This window comes from Microvirga sp. ACRRW, assembly GCF_022346925.1.
Lineage (GTDB): Bacteria > Pseudomonadota > Alphaproteobacteria > Rhizobiales > Beijerinckiaceae > Microvirga.
In genome coordinates this window covers 238,406-254,727 of sequence record NZ_JAKRNJ010000004.1, presented here as the reverse complement: position 1 = coordinate 254,727, position 16,322 = coordinate 238,406, and the positions used below count along the sequence as shown (strand labels likewise).

15 protein-coding genes are annotated in these 16,322 nt (G+C 62.8%); 5 read left to right on the top strand and 10 right to left on the bottom strand.

Annotated elements, in window-relative coordinates:
- Positions 1-6 precede the first annotated feature (6 nt).
- Positions 7-1,476: a PAS domain-containing protein gene (locus tag MHY87_RS11370; RefSeq protein WP_239351845.1), complete on the bottom strand. Its 1,470-nt coding sequence runs from the start codon at positions 1,474-1,476 to the stop codon at positions 7-9.
- A gap of 302 nt (positions 1,477-1,778) precedes the next feature.
- On the opposite strand from MHY87_RS11370, the gene MHY87_RS11365 reads away from it, so the two are divergent.
- Positions 1,779-3,371: an ABC-F family ATP-binding cassette domain-containing protein gene (locus MHY87_RS11365; protein ID WP_239351844.1), complete on the top strand. Its 1,593-nt coding sequence runs from the start codon at positions 1,779-1,781 to the stop codon at positions 3,369-3,371.
- Positions 3,372-3,376: 5 nt separating this feature from the next.
- Here the strand turns inward: MHY87_RS11365 and MHY87_RS11360 are convergent, their stop codons facing one another.
- The 5 genes from MHY87_RS11360 to MHY87_RS11340 form a co-directional block, all read right to left on the bottom strand.
- A complete protein-coding gene (locus MHY87_RS11360) occupies positions 3,377-4,279 on the bottom strand; it encodes a sugar kinase (protein ID WP_239351843.1) in 903 nt (300 codons plus the stop codon).
- Positions 4,280-4,361: 82 nt separating this feature from the next.
- Positions 4,362-5,270, bottom strand: a complete 909-nt coding sequence (locus tag MHY87_RS11355) for an N-acetylglucosamine kinase (RefSeq protein ID WP_239351842.1) — start codon at positions 5,268-5,270, stop codon at positions 4,362-4,364.
- 43 nt (positions 5,271-5,313) lie between these two features.
- On the bottom strand, positions 5,314-6,204 hold the full coding sequence (locus MHY87_RS11350; RefSeq protein ID WP_239351841.1) for an N-acetylmuramic acid 6-phosphate etherase: 891 nt from the start codon (positions 6,202-6,204) through the stop codon (positions 5,314-5,316).
- Positions 6,205-6,305: 101 nt separating this feature from the next.
- Positions 6,306-7,331, bottom strand: coding sequence for a serine hydrolase (locus MHY87_RS11345; RefSeq protein WP_239351839.1), 1,026 nt, complete (start codon positions 7,329-7,331; stop codon positions 6,306-6,308).
- Between the two features lie 3 nt (positions 7,332-7,334).
- Positions 7,335-8,432 carry an anhydro-N-acetylmuramic acid kinase gene (locus MHY87_RS11340; protein ID WP_239351837.1) on the bottom strand — a complete coding sequence of 366 codons (1,098 nt, stop codon included), beginning with the start codon at positions 8,430-8,432 and terminating at the stop codon, positions 7,335-7,337.
- A gap of 139 nt (positions 8,433-8,571) precedes the next feature.
- On the opposite strand from MHY87_RS11340, the gene MHY87_RS11335 reads away from it, so the two are divergent.
- The 4 genes from MHY87_RS11335 to MHY87_RS11320 all read left to right on the top strand — a co-directional run bounded on the left by MHY87_RS11335 (position 8,572) and on the right by MHY87_RS11320 (position 12,358).
- Entirely contained in the window at positions 8,572-10,071 is a 1,500-nt protein-coding gene (locus MHY87_RS11335) for an ABC transporter substrate-binding protein (RefSeq protein ID WP_239351835.1), read from the top strand.
- Between the two features lie 68 nt (positions 10,072-10,139).
- Positions 10,140-11,087, top strand: coding sequence for an ABC transporter permease (locus MHY87_RS11330; RefSeq protein WP_239351833.1), 948 nt, complete (start codon positions 10,140-10,142; stop codon positions 11,085-11,087).
- Between the two features lie 3 nt (positions 11,088-11,090).
- Complete coding sequence (locus tag MHY87_RS11325) at positions 11,091-11,915, top strand: ABC transporter permease (protein ID WP_239351831.1); 825 nt, start codon at positions 11,091-11,093, stop codon at positions 11,913-11,915.
- Positions 11,912-12,358 (top strand): GNAT family N-acetyltransferase, encoded by a 447-nt coding sequence (locus MHY87_RS11320; protein WP_239351829.1) that lies wholly within the window; start codon positions 11,912-11,914, stop codon positions 12,356-12,358. Before MHY87_RS11325 ends, MHY87_RS11320 begins: the two co-directional genes overlap by 4 nt.
- On the opposite strand, the gene nagA is transcribed toward MHY87_RS11320, so the two are convergent.
- Genes nagA through MHY87_RS11300 form a run of 4 tightly spaced genes read right to left on the bottom strand, consistent with a single transcriptional unit; the run spans position 12,355 to position 16,187 of the window.
- Positions 12,355-13,491: an N-acetylglucosamine-6-phosphate deacetylase gene (gene nagA, locus MHY87_RS11315; RefSeq protein WP_239351810.1), complete on the bottom strand. Its 1,137-nt coding sequence runs from the start codon at positions 13,489-13,491 to the stop codon at positions 12,355-12,357. The two genes, MHY87_RS11320 and nagA, sit on opposite strands and share 4 nt — an antisense overlap.
- Positions 13,491-14,543: an SIS domain-containing protein gene (locus tag MHY87_RS11310; RefSeq protein ID WP_239351809.1), complete on the bottom strand. Its 1,053-nt coding sequence runs from the start codon at positions 14,541-14,543 to the stop codon at positions 13,491-13,493. Before MHY87_RS11310 ends, nagA begins: the two co-directional genes overlap by 1 nt.
- Complete coding sequence (locus MHY87_RS11305; protein ID WP_239351808.1) at positions 14,530-15,312, bottom strand: GntR family transcriptional regulator; 783 nt, start codon at positions 15,310-15,312, stop codon at positions 14,530-14,532. The genes MHY87_RS11310 and MHY87_RS11305 overlap by 14 nt, the downstream gene beginning before the upstream one ends.
- Positions 15,309-16,187 (bottom strand): BadF/BadG/BcrA/BcrD ATPase family protein, encoded by an 879-nt coding sequence (locus MHY87_RS11300; protein ID WP_239351807.1) that lies wholly within the window; start codon positions 16,185-16,187, stop codon positions 15,309-15,311. Before MHY87_RS11300 ends, MHY87_RS11305 begins: the two co-directional genes overlap by 4 nt.
- Positions 16,188-16,322: the final 135 nt, after the last annotated feature.

Here is a 16,322-nt window from a genome sequence, read left to right as displayed (position 1 = left end):
TCAGGCTCAGGGCGACAACTGGCTCAACGGAATCTGCAACTCGACGCGCAGCCCTTCAGGGCGCCAATCGGGTCTGATCGTGCCGCCCAGCTGATCGGTCACGCTCTTGCGGGCAAGCTGCGAGCCGAACCCTCTCGTCGTCGGCTTGCCTTCGATGCGCGGCCCATCCGTTTCCTGCCAGACGAGCGACATCGTCTCTCCATCCTGCCAGCAGCTGATTGTGAGATGGCCATGGGCTACGGAGAGTGAGCCGTATTTCGAGGCATTGGTCGCCAGCTCGTGCAGGACGAGGGTGAGGCTGGTTGCGGCCTTCGCGCCAACGGCAATCGGTGCGCAGTCGATTACGATGCGTGCGGGCATCCCGAAATCCCGGTGCGGCGCGAGAATGGTTTTGACGATCTCGCACACGGAAGTTTCGCCCTCGATGGGGCTGTCTTCCGAAACGGCGGGGCGGATCAACTCATGAGCCTTGGCCAAGGCATTCAGGCGCCCATGAAGAGCATCGGCCATGTCCTGCGTCGAGGTCGCTGTTCGTGCGGTCATCGTCACCATGGCATTCGCCATCGCGAACAGGTTCTTGACGCGATGATCAAGCTCTTTCGCCAGAAGCTGACGGGCTTCCTCGTTCCTGCGCCGCTCCGTGTTGTCGAGCATCGTGCCGAGAAGGCGTAGAGGCTTCGTCGTGCCACCCTCCGACGTGTAGAGCATGCGACCGCGGCAACTGATCCAGCGGATGCCGCCATCGGGATGGATGATCCGGTAATCCATCTGAAGCCTGCCGCCTGAGGCAGGATCGTTCAGGGCATCGACTTTCTTCCTGACCCAGTCACGATCCTCAGGATGGATGACAGATAGCCAGAACTCGTGTGTGAGCGGCTGGTCGGCGCTGATGCCGAAGATATCCCGGTAGCGGTCCGACCAATAGATCTTGCCCGTCGCGGCGGTCCAATCCCACATGCCCATCTCGGCGGCTTCGATTGCCAGGGTCAGGCGCTCGTGGAAGAGATCCGCTTCATGAGCCTGATCATCAGCGGCATTGCGCGCCTTGGCGCGCTCCGTGACATTGGCCGCAAGAGACAGAACCCCTTCGATCTGATGGTCGGCATTGCGGATGGGCAAGAGCTTCAGATCCCAGTAGGAAACCTGACCGGGGACGAGCATCAACGGAATGTCTCTCAACTCCTGCGGCTCGCCCGTCGTATAGGCGCGGTAGCGCAGGGACTGAAGGGTAGGGGTGTAAAGCCCCCCCATGACATCGGAGGGCGTCTGGCCCGTGAAGTCTGCCTGCGGTGCACCGAATGCCGACCGGAACAGCTTGTTGGCGAAGGCAATGCGTGGTGGGTGGCCGAAGGTGACGACAACGGCCAGGGGGATGTTCTCGAGAATATCGGCCAGCGCCTCATGCCCGAACTTTTCGACGCTGTCGCGCAGCCGGATCTCGTCAAGTCCATATGCCCAGGGCTGAGAAGGACTCACGACGGCCAACCCCCCTTATGTGACTCGAGCCGACTCCAGCGGATGCTGCGGGAGCTTTCGTTTTATAAGATACACAACGTTACAAATGCTTAAGCTTCAAGGCAAGAAGATAGTCGGCACAGGTTCGCCTGCCGTGCAGGTTCAGGCGTCCGGGCCTTAATCTTGCGATGGATCACCGGGGTCTGTATATCTCCGGCTGGACGCCGCCGATGAGAGAGCGTCGATTCTGACAGGATGTGCCGCAATGGATTTCAACCCGACAGCAATGCCAACCCGCTTTGCCATTGGGGAAATCCGTATCCATGCCTGCTTCCATCATCCTGTCTCGCCTCTCGTGGTCCTTGCCTGACGGCCAGCCGCTTCTTTCCCGCCTTGATCTGAACTTCGGTCCGGAACGCACCGGGCTCGTCGGCCGCAACGGTGTCGGCAAAACCACCCTGCTGAAGCTCGTCTCCGGCGAGATGCGCCCGCATTCCGGCACGGTCTCCGTTAAGGGCAGTTTGGGCATGCTGCGCCAGATCGTTCAAGTCGATCCGGCTAGGACCATCGCGTCCCTCTTCGGCGCCGCCGATGCGCTGGCTGTTCTGCGGCGTGCCGAAAGCGGCGAAGCGACGGCGGACGAACTCGCCAATGCCGATTGGATGCTCGAAGCCCGCATGGCCGCCGCGCTCGCCCAGGTCGGCCTCGATGCGCAGCCGGATATGCCGCTCGCGAGCCTCTCGGGCGGACAGAGTACACGGGCCGCTCTCGCCGCGCTTGTGTTCGCCGAACCCGATTTCCTGCTCCTGGACGAGCCCACCAACAATCTCGATAGGGCTGGTCGCGCGGCCGTCATCAAGCTTCTGGCCGAGTGGCGCGGTGGTGCCATCATCGTCAGTCATGACCGCGAATTGCTCGAAACCATGGATGCCATTGTGGAGCTGACGAGCATCAGTGCCACGCGCTATGGCGGCAATTGGAGCCATTATCGCGAAAGCAAGGCGCTGGAGCTCGCTGCAACCAGACGCGATCTGGCGGATGCCGAGAAGCGCGTCGCTGAGATCGACCGGAAAGCTCAGGAAACCTCAGAGAGAAAGGCGCGTAAGGATGGCGTGGCCAAACGAAAGCGAGCCAAAGGCGACATGCCGCGCATTCTCATGAACGGCCTGAAAAACCTCAGCGAGGAAACGAGTGCGAAGAACGCTCGTCTCACCGAGCGTCGTCGCGCGCAGGCTCTTGAAGCTGCTGCCTCCGCCCGCGAGCGGATCGAGATTTTGCAGACGTTCTCCGTCAAGCTGCCGCCGACGGATCTGCCATCGGGAAAGACGGTTCTCGTGATCGAGAATGCAAGCGTGGGCTATGAACCGGAACAACCGATCCTGCGCGACTTCTCCTTCTCCATCATTGGGCCTGAACGTATCTCCATTGTCGGGCCAAACGGTTCCGGCAAGACGACTTTGCTCGCGCTCGTCACGGGAAAATTGCAGCCCTGGAGCGGAAGTGTGAAGGTCTTGAGCGACTTCGCATTTTTCGATCAGCGCGTGAGCCTGCTCGACGCGTCCGGCTCGATCCGCGACAATTTTCGCCGCATCAATCCAGACGTGGATGAGAATGCCTGTCGTGCCGCGCTCGCCCGCTTCATGTTCCGCGCGGACGCGGCTTTGCAGCGCGTCTCTACGTTAAGCGGCGGGCAATTGCTGCGCGCGGGCCTCGCCTGCGTACTGGGCGGATCGCAGCCGCCCGCATTCCTGATCCTCGACGAGCCGACGAACCATCTCGACATCGCCTCCATTGAGGCCGTCGAGGCTGGTCTGCGCGCCTATGACGGCGCGCTGCTGGTCGTCAGCCACGACGAGGCATTCCTCGATGCCATCGATATTGTGCGCAGGGTCGATCTCGCAGGCGAGCAAACCTGAGAGGCTCACGCGGCCTGCTTGCGCTCCGCGAAGCGTGCCTGGACCTCCACGATATCGGTGAGTGTCGGCAGGCTGGCCTCGTTGCCGAGATGTTGGATCGCATGGGCGGAAGCCGAGCGGGCGAAGATGAAATGCTCCCGCCAGGACATTTCGGGATGCGCCATGGCCGAATAGACATAGGCACCGTGGAAAATGTCGCCGGCGCCGTTGGTGTCCACCACTGCATCGGACGGCACATCGAGCGAGGGAAGGATGCCCTCGGTGCCTTTCTCGTCGTACCAGACCATTCCGCGCTCGCCCAAGGTCACGCCGCCGATCTTGCAGCCGCGGCCCTTGAGATAGGTCAGCATCTCGCCCGGCGTCATATTCATCTGCTCGCACAGACGCTCGGCGACGATGGCGACATCGATGAACTCGAGCAGCTCATGCGTGTTTGAGCGCAAGCCGCCGCCATCGAGCGAGGTGAGAATGCCGGCTTCGCGGCAGGCCTTGGCGTAATGCATCGCCGCATCGGCCTGGTGGCCGTCGAGATGCAGCGCGCGGCAGCTTTGAAGATTCAGCGGCGGCACCGGATGCAGGTAATGGTCGTCGCGGCAGCGCACGATCGCGCGCTTGCCGCCGCGCGGCATGATGAAGGACAGCGAGGATTCCTTCACCTTTCGGTGATGCACCGAGATGCCGTATTTCGCGGCCATGTCGATGAACATGCGGCCCAGCCAATCGTCCGCAATCGAGGTCAGCAGGTCGGGAGCGATGCCGAGCTTGGCGCAGGCAAAAGCGGCCGTCACCGCATTGCCGCCAAAGGAAATGGCGTAATCCCGGGCGACGGTCTTGTCGTCGCCGGTCGGGAGTTCGTCCGCGAGGAAGGTGACGTCGATATAGGTCTGGCCTACGAAGAGTGCTTGCATGGCTTCAACAACAGTCTCGGTCGAAAATGGAGACAGAATTCTTGGACGAGGAAGGGCCAATAGGCAAGCCTTGCGGGTAGGCTCAAGGCTTGTTCAACGTGGCGGCGAGCCTTGCGGCGGTCAGCGCCGCGTCGATATCGGTGGTAACGAATTCGACCGGGACGATCAGATCGTGCCGGAAAGCCTCGGCCACGATGGGATGAAGGCGCGAGCTGCCGCCCGCCAGGGCCACGGGCCGAGGCCCGATGCGCTTGGTGAGGCTGTTGGCGAGCCGGGCCAGCTCCTCGCCCGCTTCCCGCAGGATCCGCAGGGCCGTTTTGTCGTCCGCCTGAGCCGCCTCGCCGACGGCCCTGGCCAGCGAGCCGATCTTGCCCCTGTCTCCGCCATAGACATAGGAGCGCACGAGGTTCCAATCCGTGCCGCCGAGTGCCTTCTCAAGAGATCGGCCAAGGGGCGTGGCCCAGCCTTCGCCGGGGCTTTCCTCTTCCTTGCGCAGGACCGTCTTCAGGGCCTCGCGGGCGATCCAGAAACCGGATCCTCCATCGTCGATCAGGTTGCCGCGCCCGCCGACGCGGATCACGTCCTTGGTCTCGGAGAGGTAATAGCCGATGGACCCCGTGCCGCTATAGACGAGGATGCCTTCGCCCAACGCGAAATACGACAGGTAGGCGATCCACATGTCCTCGGCGACGAAGACCTTATCCTGCGGAAGCTCGAAGATTTCCGCGAAGAGGGAGCGCATCTTCACTTCGGAAGGCGTGTCGCGGGTCAGCCCGGTGATGCCGGCGATGATGCCGAGCGGCTTGCCCTGACGCATGATTTCCTGCGCCATGTCGAGAATGATCTGGCGCGCCCGCTCTTCGGCCGCAGTGGAAAAGAGATGGCCGGTGAGCGGTTCGGCGTTGCCTTGCGCGATGCAACGCCCCTGCTCGTCAGCCAAGCGCCATCGCGTCGCCGTTCCGCCTGCGTCGATGCCAAGCCCCAATGCCATGACGCTCTGTCAGCCCCTTCTGTCGCTGGAATATCGCGACGTCTTATTTCTTCTGCGCAAACTCTGCCAGGGCTTTGCGCAAATTGCCATCGTTTCGCGAAAGCGCTGCTTGCGCCTCCTGCGGATCGGAGCCCATGGCGATGAGAACGGCGGTCTTCAGGTCGCCGTTCGCCTCGCGGATCGCACTCGCCGCGGTCGCCTCGTCGCAATCGGTGATCTGCATCACCATGATCTCGCTGCGGCGGCGCAGCTTCGCGTTGGTCGCGCGCATGTTCACCATGAGTCCGCGATACACGCGGCCCATGCGCACCATGATGAGCGAGGAGAGCAGGTTCAGGATGATCTTCTGCGCCGTGCCCGCCTTCATGCGGGTCGAGCCGGCAATCACCTCTTCGCCGGTATCGGCCAGGATGGGATGAGAGCAGGCATCCAGAATCGGCGCATCCGCATTGTTGGAAATGCCGATGGTCTGCGCGCCGCGGGAGGCTGCCTCCTTCAGGGCCGCGATGGTGAACGGCGTGCGTCCGCTCGCGGCAACGCCGATCACGACGTCGTTCGGTCCGATATTGTTGTTGCGAATGCCGGCGATGCCTTCCTCGACCGAATCTTCCGCATTCTCGACCGCCTTCATGATGGCGCGATCACCACCGGCGATGAGATAGACGAGCTTGTCGTCGGGCCAGTTGAAGGTGGGGGGCAGCTCGGTTCCGTCCTGTACGCCGATGCGCCCAGAGGTGCCGGCGCCCACATAGACGAGGCGTCCGCCCCGGCGAAGACGCTGGACCGCTTCTTCCGCCGCCGCAGCGATTCCGGGAAGCGACGACCTGACGGCGGCCACGGCCGAGAGCTGTCCTTCATAGAAGGCCGACAGCACGTCGAGGCTTGGCCACGTGTCGAGATCCTGGAAGCGGGAGCTGAAATGTTCTGTCGCCATTCTACCAACTTTCTTTCAGACCACTATAGGACCAGTTGGCAGCCCCAGCAATCGGCGCCGAGCCTCTCGCGGCTCAGGTCACCAGATTTTTGCGGACATCCTTAAAAGCCCGTCCGATCGTCGAACAACGCGATCGCGCGCTCGCCCGTTGCGCGCCGGAGATTTAAGATTCCGCTGTCTTTGTGCCGGGAAGGATGCACCCGGTTGGTCAAGAGGGACCAGGCAAGGCCGCGCTCGAAGTCGAGCCAGAGGCCGGTGCCGGTAAAGCCTGTATGACCGATGCTGGTGGGAGAGCAGGCATCGCCTCCGTGCCAGCCGGAATAGGCGCCTTCCCAGCCTAGGGTACGTTTCTCCGACACGCGGGTACGGATGGCATCGAGCGATTGGGGGGAAAGAACTGAGCCGTCGAGAATCCCTTGGGCGAAGTTCAGCACGGCATCGATGGTGCCGAACAATCCGGCATGGCCGGATGCGCCGCCGAGCGCGAAGGCATTCTCGTCATGCACTTCGCCGCGGATCACGCGGTCGCGCCATGTGCAGCGCTCGGTGGCGGCGCAGAGATTTGGATCCGGCCGGAACGAGAAAGTGTCGGGAAGCGGCTGGTCGATCAGCGGCTTTCCGGTGATGCGCTCGATGGCGATGCCGAGCAGCATGAAGTTGATGTCGGAATAAACCGGCGGCCCGCTTTGCCACACGCGCTGGAGAATGAAGGCGCGCAAGGTGTCCGGGTCCTGGCCGTAGGTATAGAGCGGCTCGACGGCGGGCAGATGCGTCTGATGCGCCAGGCATTGCCGGAACGTGAGACGCCGCTCGGCGGCGTTCATGTCGTATTGGCGCAGATCGGGAATGACTTTGACCAGCGGATCGTCGAGGGCGATGCGGCCTTCCTCCACGAGCTTCAGGATAGCGGTCGTGGTGAAGATCACTTTGGTAAGCGAGGCGAGGTCGAACCATGTTTCACGTGAGAGGTTTTCCTCACGTGGCTCGATCTGCGCCAAGCCTTTCCAGCATACAGCACGCTCTCCGCTTGCCGTGACGATGCCGAGGACGGCGCCGGGAATGTCGCCGCGCTCAATGGATGCTGTAGCAGGGGCAAATGCCCGATCGATGAAATCCGCGAGAGGCATCGTTCAAGCGACGCGATTCAGTTCGCCGCCGGGCATTGGATGGGGCACGCCCGTCGTGGTGGGAAGGCTTAAAGGAAGCCCGAGCGTCGAGCGGACGGCGAGATAGCCGAAGGCTTGCGCTTCGAGGAAATCGCCGTTCCAGCCAACCGATTCCACGGGATCGACGGGAACGCCGAGGCGTTCGTGCAGACGGCGCATGAAATGTGCGTTGAGGCGCCCGCCGCCGGTCACGAGCCAACGCTGCGGCGCGTGCGGGACATGGCGAAGAGCGGCAATAACGGATTCGATGGTGAAGGCCGCGAGCGTCGCTGCGCCATTCTCATCCGAGAGCGCCTCCACGCTCTTGGCGCGAGCGTGGAAATCCTGCCGGTCGAGCGACTTGGGAGCGGGGCGGTCGAAGAAGGGATTGTTCATGAACTCCGCCACGAGTTTCTCATCTACCCTGCCGGATGCGGCGAGCCTGCCGTTTTCGTCGAAGCTCAGGCCGCGGCGGCGCAGAAGAAAATCGTCGAGCAGGGCGCTTGCCGGCCCCGTGTCGAAGGCGATCACCGTCTCGCCGTCGATATAGGTGACGTTTCCGACGCCGCCGAGATTGAGGATCATGATCGGCTGCGGGAGCTTGCTCGCAAGCGCGCGATGATAAAGCGGAACGAAGGGCGCGCCTTCGCCGCCCGAGGCCACGTCGGCGTGGCGGAAGCGGTACACCGTGTCGATGCCGAGGTCCTGCGCGACCGTGGCGCCGAGACCGAGCTGCCGCGTGAAGCGGGTTTCCGGACGGTGATAGACGGTCTGCCCATGGAAACCGATCAGGCTCACATCCTTTGTGGAGATGCCTTCCTCTTCCATGAAGCGGCGAATGGCGCCGATATGGGCCTGGGTGACCGCCTGCTCCAGATCCTCCAGCGGCTCGCTCTGGGCGCGCGCGGGTTCGGCAATCAGCTCCTGCAGCGTCTTTCGCAGGCCGGCGGGGTAGGAGAAAGTGCGTCCCGGGCCCGGCTTCACGAAGGCTTCCCCATCCGTCTCGACCATGGAGACGTCGATGCCGTCCATGGATGTTCCGCTGATCACGCCGATGGCTTTGATGGGCGGGCGCTGGGGCATCGTTTCCTCCGGGAACAGGCTGGTTACCGGACCATAGCACAGGAACTGAGACGGTCCAGAGTGGTATGAGATTGGACCATGACAGGCCATGCGTCCTGCTCTATAAATTCCTGGCGGCTTCCAAGGGAGGACAAGACGCATGTTCAGGTCAGCACTGCGCAGCACACTCAGCGCGGGTTTCATGGTGGCTGCGATGGCCACCGCTTCGGCTCAGGTTCTGGAGATCGGCGCGGATAATAGCCCGACCGGCCTCGACCCCCACCTCATCACCGCCTTTCCGAGCTTCATGGTGGTGAACGGCAACATCTACGAGGGTCTTACCGCCATCGACAAGGATTTGAAGACCGTTCCGAGTTTGGCCGAATCCTGGACCGTTTCGCCTGACGGCAAGACCTATACCTTCAAGCTGCGTTCCGGCGTGAAATTCCATGACGGCTCGGCCATGGAGGCTGCCGATGTGGTCGCTTCCGTGAAGCGCCTTTTGAGCAAAGATATCGCTTCGCCCCTCGCCAGCCGTCTCTCGGCAGTCGAGAGCGCCAACGCCGTTGACGCGCAGACCGTCGAGCTGAAGCTGAAGGAGCCGTCCGCAGCGCTTCTTTCGTCGCTCGCCACCATCGCCATCGTGCCGCGCTCTTTTGAAGCCAACAAGGACGCGTTGCAGAAGACGCCTGTCGGCACTGGTCCGTTCAAGTTCCAGGAATGGCAGCCCAACGGCTATATCCTGCTCTCCAAGAACGATGCCTATTGGGAGAAGGGGCTGCCCAAGCTCTCGGGGCTCAAGTTCAACATCGTGCCTGAATCGGCCACGCGTCAGGTGGGCCTGACCAACGGCCAATATGCGCTCCTGCCTAACATCGACGCGGCAACGGCTCTTCAGCTCAAGGGCAAGCCGAGCGTGAAGCTCGCCGAGACCATGGATCTCGCCTACACGCTGATCGGCCTGAACGTATCGAAGCCGCCCTTCGACAATCCGAAGGTGCGCGAGGCCGTGAATTACGCGATCAACCGCAAGGAGATCGTGGATGCGGCGCTCTTCGGCGCGGGCGTTCCCGGCGGTCCTCTCTCTCCGGCGCTCAAATCTTGGGCGCTCGATGTGAAGGAGTTCTCCTGCTACGCGCACGATCCCTCGAAGGCTCAGGCACTGTTGAAGGAAGCAGGCGTTGCGACACCGGTTGCCGTTTCCATGAAGGTGCTGCCGCGTCAGGATATCAAGGATGTGGCGCAGGTAGTGCAGGAGCAGCTGAACAAGGCAGGCTTCAAGGTCGAGCTGGTCAACCAGGAGCAGGGCCAGTTCATTCAGGATTGGCGCAACAGCAACTTCGACATGTTCGCTTCCATCAATGCGGGCCAGCCCGATCCGGACGAGTACTTCTACCGCACGTTCCGCACGGGCGGATCGACCAACGTGTTCAAGTATTCGGACGCGGAGATCGACGGCCTGCTCGACAAGGCGCGCACTCTCTCGGATCAGGCCGAGCGCAAGAAGGCCTACGATCAGGTGCAGAAGAAGCTCGCCTGCTCGGGTCCGGTCGCGCACCTGACCTATGGCACGCTGTTCTCGGCCATGAACGACAAGCTGAAGGGCTATGACGTCATGCCGAACCGCTCGCTGATGATGCTGCGCGGCGCATCCTACTAAGTTCGACTCTCGCACCGGCGCGAATTGCCTGCGCCGGTGCTTTTCTATTTCAGGAGAGCTGGGTTTTCATGAATCGCGTTCTGATCGCGCGGCTGATCGATCTCGTCGTCGTGCTCTTCGGCGTCTCGATCATCGTGTTCCTGATGATCCGGATGATCCCCGGCGATGCGGTGGCGATCATGCTCGGGGCCAATACCGAGATCACGCCGGAACGCATGGCCGAGCTCAATCGTCGTGTAGGCCTCGACCGGCCCATCGTCGAGCAATATCTGATTTGGGCCGGGTCCGCGCTGCGCGGCGATTTCGGAACCTCTCTCTGGACGGGGCGTCCTGTCGCTACTGAGATTCTCATTCACCTCTGGCCGACGCTCGAACTGACCGTTCTTGCTCTCGTCATCGGCGCCGTTCTGGCGGTTCCCGTCGGCTGCCTGATGGCGCAAACACGCGGCGGAGCCGCCGACGTGGCCATGCGCGTCGGAGCGATTGCAGGCCTCACGATCCCCTCGTTCTGGCTCGGCATCGTCATGATCCTGCTGCTGTCTTCATGGGCGCCGAGCTTCGCTTCGCTGGGCTATGTGCCATTCTTTGATGATCCTCTCGGCAATCTGCAGCGCATGCTGCTGCCGTCCATCGCGCTCGCTCTTCCGATTCTTGCCAATCTCTCGCGTCTCGTGCGGTCCGCCATGCTCGATGCGCTGGGGCAGGACTATGTTCGCACGGCCCGCGCGAAGGGCCTGCCGGAACGGAGCGTGGTTTACAAGCATGCTCTGCGCAACGCGCTCATTCCGTTTCTGACAAGCGTCGGCATCATGACGGGCTATCTGCTGGGCGGCGCCATTGTCGTCGAGCAGGTCTTCGCCATTCCGGGTCTCGGCCGCCTGATTCTCGGCGCGATTGCCGAGCGCAATTATCCGCTCATCCAGGCGACGATCCTGGTGGTGACGGCAGGTTTCGTCATCGTGAATTTCCTCGTCGACTTCCTCTACATTCTCGTCGATCCGCGCGTGAGGGCTTGAGCCGTGAAGTTTTTGGCCAAGAACAAGCTCCTCACATTTGCCGTGCTGCTGGTGGTGATCCAGGTCGTCCTCGCTATCGGCGCTCCCTTGTTCGCGCCCTATGACCCGATGGCACAAAGCGTCGCGCGCCGCCTGAGAGGGCCGACCGCGCTCAACTGGCTCGGCACCGACCAGTTGGGGCGCGATGTGCTCACGCGCATTCTCTACGGCTACCGCACATCTTTCATCGCCTGCGTGCTCGCCGTCGGCATCGCGTTGCTTGCGGGTGGAACGCTCGGTCTGATGGCCGCCTATTATCGCGGCTGGCTCGACCGGATCATCATGCGCGTCATGGATGTGCTGTTCGCCTTCCCCGTCATGCTGCTCGCCATCGGCATCATCGCCGTTCTCGGCCCGCATACCTTTAGCGCGGCAGCCGCCATCGCGGTGGTCTATACGCCAATCTTCGCGAGGCTCTTGCGCGGTCCGGCGCTCGTTCTCTGCGAGAGCGAGTTCGTGGCCGGCGCCAAGGCCATCGGCGCGTCCGATGCACGCATCATCTTCCTGCATATTCTGCCGAACCTTGCCTCCGTCATTCTCGTGCAGACGAGCCTCTTGCTGTCCGCCGCCATCCTGGTGGAGGCCTCGCTCTCCTTCCTCGGCCTCGGCACGCAGCCGCCAACGCCTTCGCTAGGACTGATGCTCTCAGAGGGCCGCAACTTCCTCATGCTCTCGCCCTGGAGCGCTATCTTCGCCGGGTTCGCGATTCTCTTCCTATCGTTCGGCTTCAACCTCTTGGGCGATGCCCTGCGCGATACGCTCGATCCGCGCTTGAGGGGGCAGTCTTGATCGTCAGACCGGCAGAACCGGACGACATTCCTTTCATGGCGGGGATCGCGCAGAGATCCTATGCTCTGGCCTTTGCGAACATTCTGGAAGCGGAGGTGATCGACGATCACGACATCGCCTTCTTCATGGCGCGGTTTGCCTTTGCCTGGGAGCGCATGCTGGTCGCACGCTCGGGCGAAACGCTCACGGGCTTCCTGCTGATAACCGACGGCCATATCGACATGCTGTTCATGGATCCGGACGCGAGCGGGCAGGGCGGCGGCGCGCGGCTTCTCGCAGAGGCGGAAGCGCGCGGCGCAAAAAGTCTGGAATGTTTCCGCGACAATCACGGCGCACGGCGCTTCTATGAGCGCCACGGCTGGCGCGTGACCCGCGAATACGAACGGGAATTCGCGGGGTGCAAACGCAGCTTCATCTTCTACGAGAAAAGCAAAGTCGTTTAGAGCAGCCCCTCGCCGCCGATCCAGGTATCCTGCACGTGCAGGCCCTCATCGAGCAGAACGAAATCGGCGCGGTAGCCCGGAGCGATGCGTCCGAGTTCGTGATCGAGTCTCAGGAAAGCGGCAGGCACAAAAGAGGCCATGCGTAGCACGTCGGGCAGGGCAAGGCCCAAGCGCTCTACGCTGTTGCGCACGGCCGTGGCCATATCGAGATCGGAACCTGCAAGCGTTCCGTCTTCCGTCGAAAGCTTTCCGTCTTTGCGGTAGATCGTGCGGCCATGAAGGTCGAATGTCTTCATGCTCGTACCGGTCACCGCCATGGCGTCGGTGACCAGCATCATCCGCTCGGTGCCCTTGGCTGCGACGGCAAGGCGCAGGGCGGCATCGCTCACGTGATATCCATCGACGATGATGCCGCACCAGGTGTCGCGATTGTTAAGTGCAGCGCCCACGGGGCCCGGCTCGCGCCCGGCAAGCGGCGGCATGGCATTGTAGAGGTGCGTGAAGCCGCGAAGACCGTGACGAATCGCTTCCATCACCGTGTCGTAATCGCTCGCTGTATGTCCGGCGCAAACGAGGACACCTGCGGCGGACAGCCGCGCGATGAATTCCATGCTGTTGCACTCGGGCGCGAGTGTCACGAGCGTGCGGCCTTCCTTTAAAGAGGAGAGGATGTCGAAATCCTCCTCTTCCATGGCGCGCATGAAGGCGGCGTTGTGAACGCCCTTGCGTTTAGGGTTGATGAACGGACCTTCGACATGAATGCCGAGCACGCCGGGAACGTGCGACGCAAGCGCGCCGCGCATGGCCTCGACGGCCTCCGCCATCTTCTCGCGCGTATCGGTGATGAAGGTCGGCAGCAGGCCAGTCGTTCCATATTTACGATGCGCGGCGGCGATGAGCCTGAGCCCCTCGGCGCTGCGCACATCATTGAACATGATGCCGCCGCCACCATTCACCTGAACGTCGATGAAGCCGGGAGCCAACAGCCCTGTCACCGCTCGCCGCTTGATGCCTGCGCCGAGGTCGCGCTCATGAGGAACGGCGAGAATGGTGCCGTCCTGAACCACGACAGCCCGGCCTTCCAGCATGTTCGTGCCGTCGAAGATGCGGGCACCTGTGAGCGCGAAAGTCATCAGACCGTCTCCGTCACCTTGCGCAGGCGCGGAGGATTGTCCGGGTTGCGGCCGCGCGTCAGGGCAATGGCATTCACGAGAGGGTAGAAGCTCTGGATCATGGCAATCGGAGCAAGATAAGGGTGCACGTTGTCGACGGAGGGCAGCATCACCGTCGCAGGTCCCTCGGCCGCGCCGGCCACGACGACAGGCACGCCCTGCTCTTTGAGCTTCGTGACGAGATCGTTCACGCCGCTCAGGGTCTCGTCGCGCTGGCTCAAGACAAGGATCGGGAAGTGATCGCCCGCCAGAGTCCAGGGACCGTGCATCAACTCGGCGGCGCTCATGGCTTCCGCATGCACGCCGGAGGTTTCCTTCAGCTTGAGGGCGGCTTCCTGTGCAACCGCGAAGCCGACACCGCGTCCGACGACGAAGAGGTTATTGGCCTGCGAGAGTTCGGAAAGCGCCGCCGACCAGTCGGTGTCGGCCGCCTTCGCGAGGACGTCCGGCAGGGTATCGAGAGCGGCGAGAAGCTCCTTGTCCTGCGACCAATGCGCGACGAGCTGAAAGCCCGCGGCCAGTGCCGCGATGAAGGATTTCGTCGCGGCGACGCTCTTCTCGGGGCCCGCGTGCAGCGGCAGCACAACCTCGCAGGTGGAGGCCAGCGGCGAGGTGGTGTCGTTGACGAGCGCGACCGTCAGCGCGCCATCATCGCGTCCGGCTTGAGCAAGATTGAGAATGTCGGGGCTGCGGCCCGATTGCGACACGGCCAGGAAGAGCGCGTCGCGCATGCGCGGACGGGCTTCGTAGACCGAGGTCACGGATGGGCCGACGGAGGCCGTCACGAGGCCAGAATGAATCTCAAGCAGGTATTTAACGAAGGTGGCTGCGTTGTCCGAGCTGCCGCGCGCGCAGGTGACCGCGAAGGGCGGCGGCGATGCGCGCAGGCGCTCACCTAGATCGCGGCACAGGGCTGCATTGCTGTCGAGCAGGCGCGCCACAACCTGCGGCGCCTCGCGGGCCTCGCTCAGCATGGCGGTCATGGTGGAAGAAGTGTTGTCAGGCGTCATCATGATGGATCCGCTCGGGCTGGCTGATGGTCAGCTCAGCCACGAAATCATAGGCATCGCCCCGGTAATAGGACGAGGTGAACTCAACGACTTCGCCCGTTGCCGTGAACGAGCGTCGCTCGATGTAAAGGGCAGGGCTCTGAGGCTGAACGTGGAGCAGGGACGCCTGTTCCTCATTCAGCAGAACCGCGTGCAGCCTCTGCAAGGCGCGAGTGGGCATGCAACCCTGCTCGTGCAATGCCGAATAGAGCGATTGTTTCACAAGAGCTGGGTCGGGCAGGAAGCGCGAAGGAAGAACCGCGTGCTCGATGGCCATGGGAATGTCGTTGGCCATGCGCAGGCGATTGACGCGGCTCACCGTCTCGCCGGGAGACAGGCCGAGCGCCATCAATTCATCGGGAGAGGCTTGCCCGGTGGAGCGGCTCAGGAGAACGGCAGAGGATTGCAGGCCGCGCGCGGACATGTCGTCGGTGAAGCTCGACAGGCGTGAGAGCGGTTGCTCCAGGCGCATTTGCGGCGCGATGAAGGTGCCCGACCCCCAGCGCTGGACGAGCACGCCTTTCTTGACGAGGCCCGTGATCGCCTTGCGCACGGTGACGCGTGAAATGCCGAGCTGCTTGGCGAGATCGCGCTCACCGGGGAGCGCATCATCCGCTTTCAGCGAACCCTTGCGGACGGCATCTTCGATGGATTGCTGAAGCTGCAGGTAGAGCGGCGTGGGATTGGCCTCATCCAGCGGAAGGGCGAAGGCTGCTGTGGCATGATCGTTCATGGCTGCCTCCGCGCGGCGTTGCGCCCCAGAAGAATGGCCCCGTCCAAGGCATCCGCCTGAGGCTGCACGATGACCTGTTGAATCGACGGCGGCATCCACGGGCGCAGGGGCTCCGCCAAACCACCGAACAGACACAAGGCAGGCGCGCCGAGTTCCAGAAGACGCTCGGCGATGCGCGTTGCGCCTGCGGCTGATTCTTCGATCAGCGCGATGGCCAGCGGATCGCGGCGGCCGGCATGGTCGAATACCATCGGCGCATAGCGGGCATAGTCGCCCGGGCGCGCATTGCCGACCCAGTCGACAAGCATCTCGAGACTGTTGTCGAACTCGCCGAGCAGCGCCTCGGAGAGCGGCGTCGAAGGAATTCGTCCGTCATGCGCCCAGACGCATCGACGCAGGAGATCGCGGCCCAGGGCCGCTCCGCTGCCTTCATCGGAAATCTCGAAGCCCCAGCCGCCCACATAACGGCATTGCCCGCCAGTGCCGCCATAGCCGCAGGAGCCCGTGCCTAGAATCAGGATGGCGCCGTCTCCGCCGTTGAAGGCGCCGAGCCAGGCGGTGTGGGCGTCCGTGTCGATGGCAAAGGAGGCGAAGGGATGCGGGCGGGACAAGAGCCGTTCGACGGCGCTCGTCTGACCAGCGCCGGCTGCCCCCATGCCCGCAGGAATGGCTTTGAGATCGCTTTCCTGAAGCCCCGCCTGGTGGAGCGCTTCGCGGCAGGCGGTCAGGATGGAGGTCCAGACCAGATCGGGATCGAGGCGAATGTTCGAAGGACCGCCTGAGCCCTCTCCCAGCAGCTTCCCTTCCGCATCGCGCAGCCGCGCCCGGCATTTCGTGCCGCCGCCGTCGATGCCAAGGAAAAGGGAATGGCTCATGGGAAAGCAGTTCTCAGGATAGCGGAGGACCAGACCGGTATAATGCCACTTAATATCCAGTTCGGAAAGTAGCGCAGGGTCATCATACCCAGACGTTTCGACCATGGGGTGCGGAACCTGAGGGCTCAGGAGCGG

Coding starts and splice junctions, on each gene's coding strand:
- MHY87_RS11365 (WP_239351844.1), top strand. CDS start 1,779: ATGCCTGCTTCCATCATCCTGTCTCGCCTCTCGTGGTCCTTGCCTGAC.
- MHY87_RS11360 (WP_239351843.1), bottom strand. CDS start 4,279: ATGCAAGCACTCTTCGTAGGCCAGACCTATATCGACGTCACCTTCCTC.
- MHY87_RS11355 (WP_239351842.1), bottom strand. CDS start 5,270: ATGGCATTGGGGCTTGGCATCGACGCAGGCGGAACGGCGACGCGATGG.
- MHY87_RS11350 (WP_239351841.1), bottom strand. CDS start 6,204: ATGGCGACAGAACATTTCAGCTCCCGCTTCCAGGATCTCGACACGTGG.
- MHY87_RS11345 (WP_239351839.1), bottom strand. CDS start 7,331: ATGCCTCTCGCGGATTTCATCGATCGGGCATTTGCCCCTGCTACAGCA.
- MHY87_RS11340 (WP_239351837.1), bottom strand. CDS start 8,432: ATGCCCCAGCGCCCGCCCATCAAAGCCATCGGCGTGATCAGCGGAACA.
- MHY87_RS11335 (WP_239351835.1), top strand. CDS start 8,572: ATGTTCAGGTCAGCACTGCGCAGCACACTCAGCGCGGGTTTCATGGTG.
- MHY87_RS11330 (WP_239351833.1), top strand. CDS start 10,140: ATGAATCGCGTTCTGATCGCGCGGCTGATCGATCTCGTCGTCGTGCTC.
- nagA (WP_239351810.1), bottom strand. CDS start 13,491: ATGACTTTCGCGCTCACAGGTGCCCGCATCTTCGACGGCACGAACATG.
- MHY87_RS11310 (WP_239351809.1), bottom strand. CDS start 14,543: ATGATGACGCCTGACAACACTTCTTCCACCATGACCGCCATGCTGAGC.
- MHY87_RS11305 (WP_239351808.1), bottom strand. CDS start 15,312: ATGAACGATCATGCCACAGCAGCCTTCGCCCTTCCGCTGGATGAGGCC.
- MHY87_RS11300 (WP_239351807.1), bottom strand. CDS start 16,187: ATGAGCCATTCCCTTTTCCTTGGCATCGACGGCGGCGGCACGAAATGC.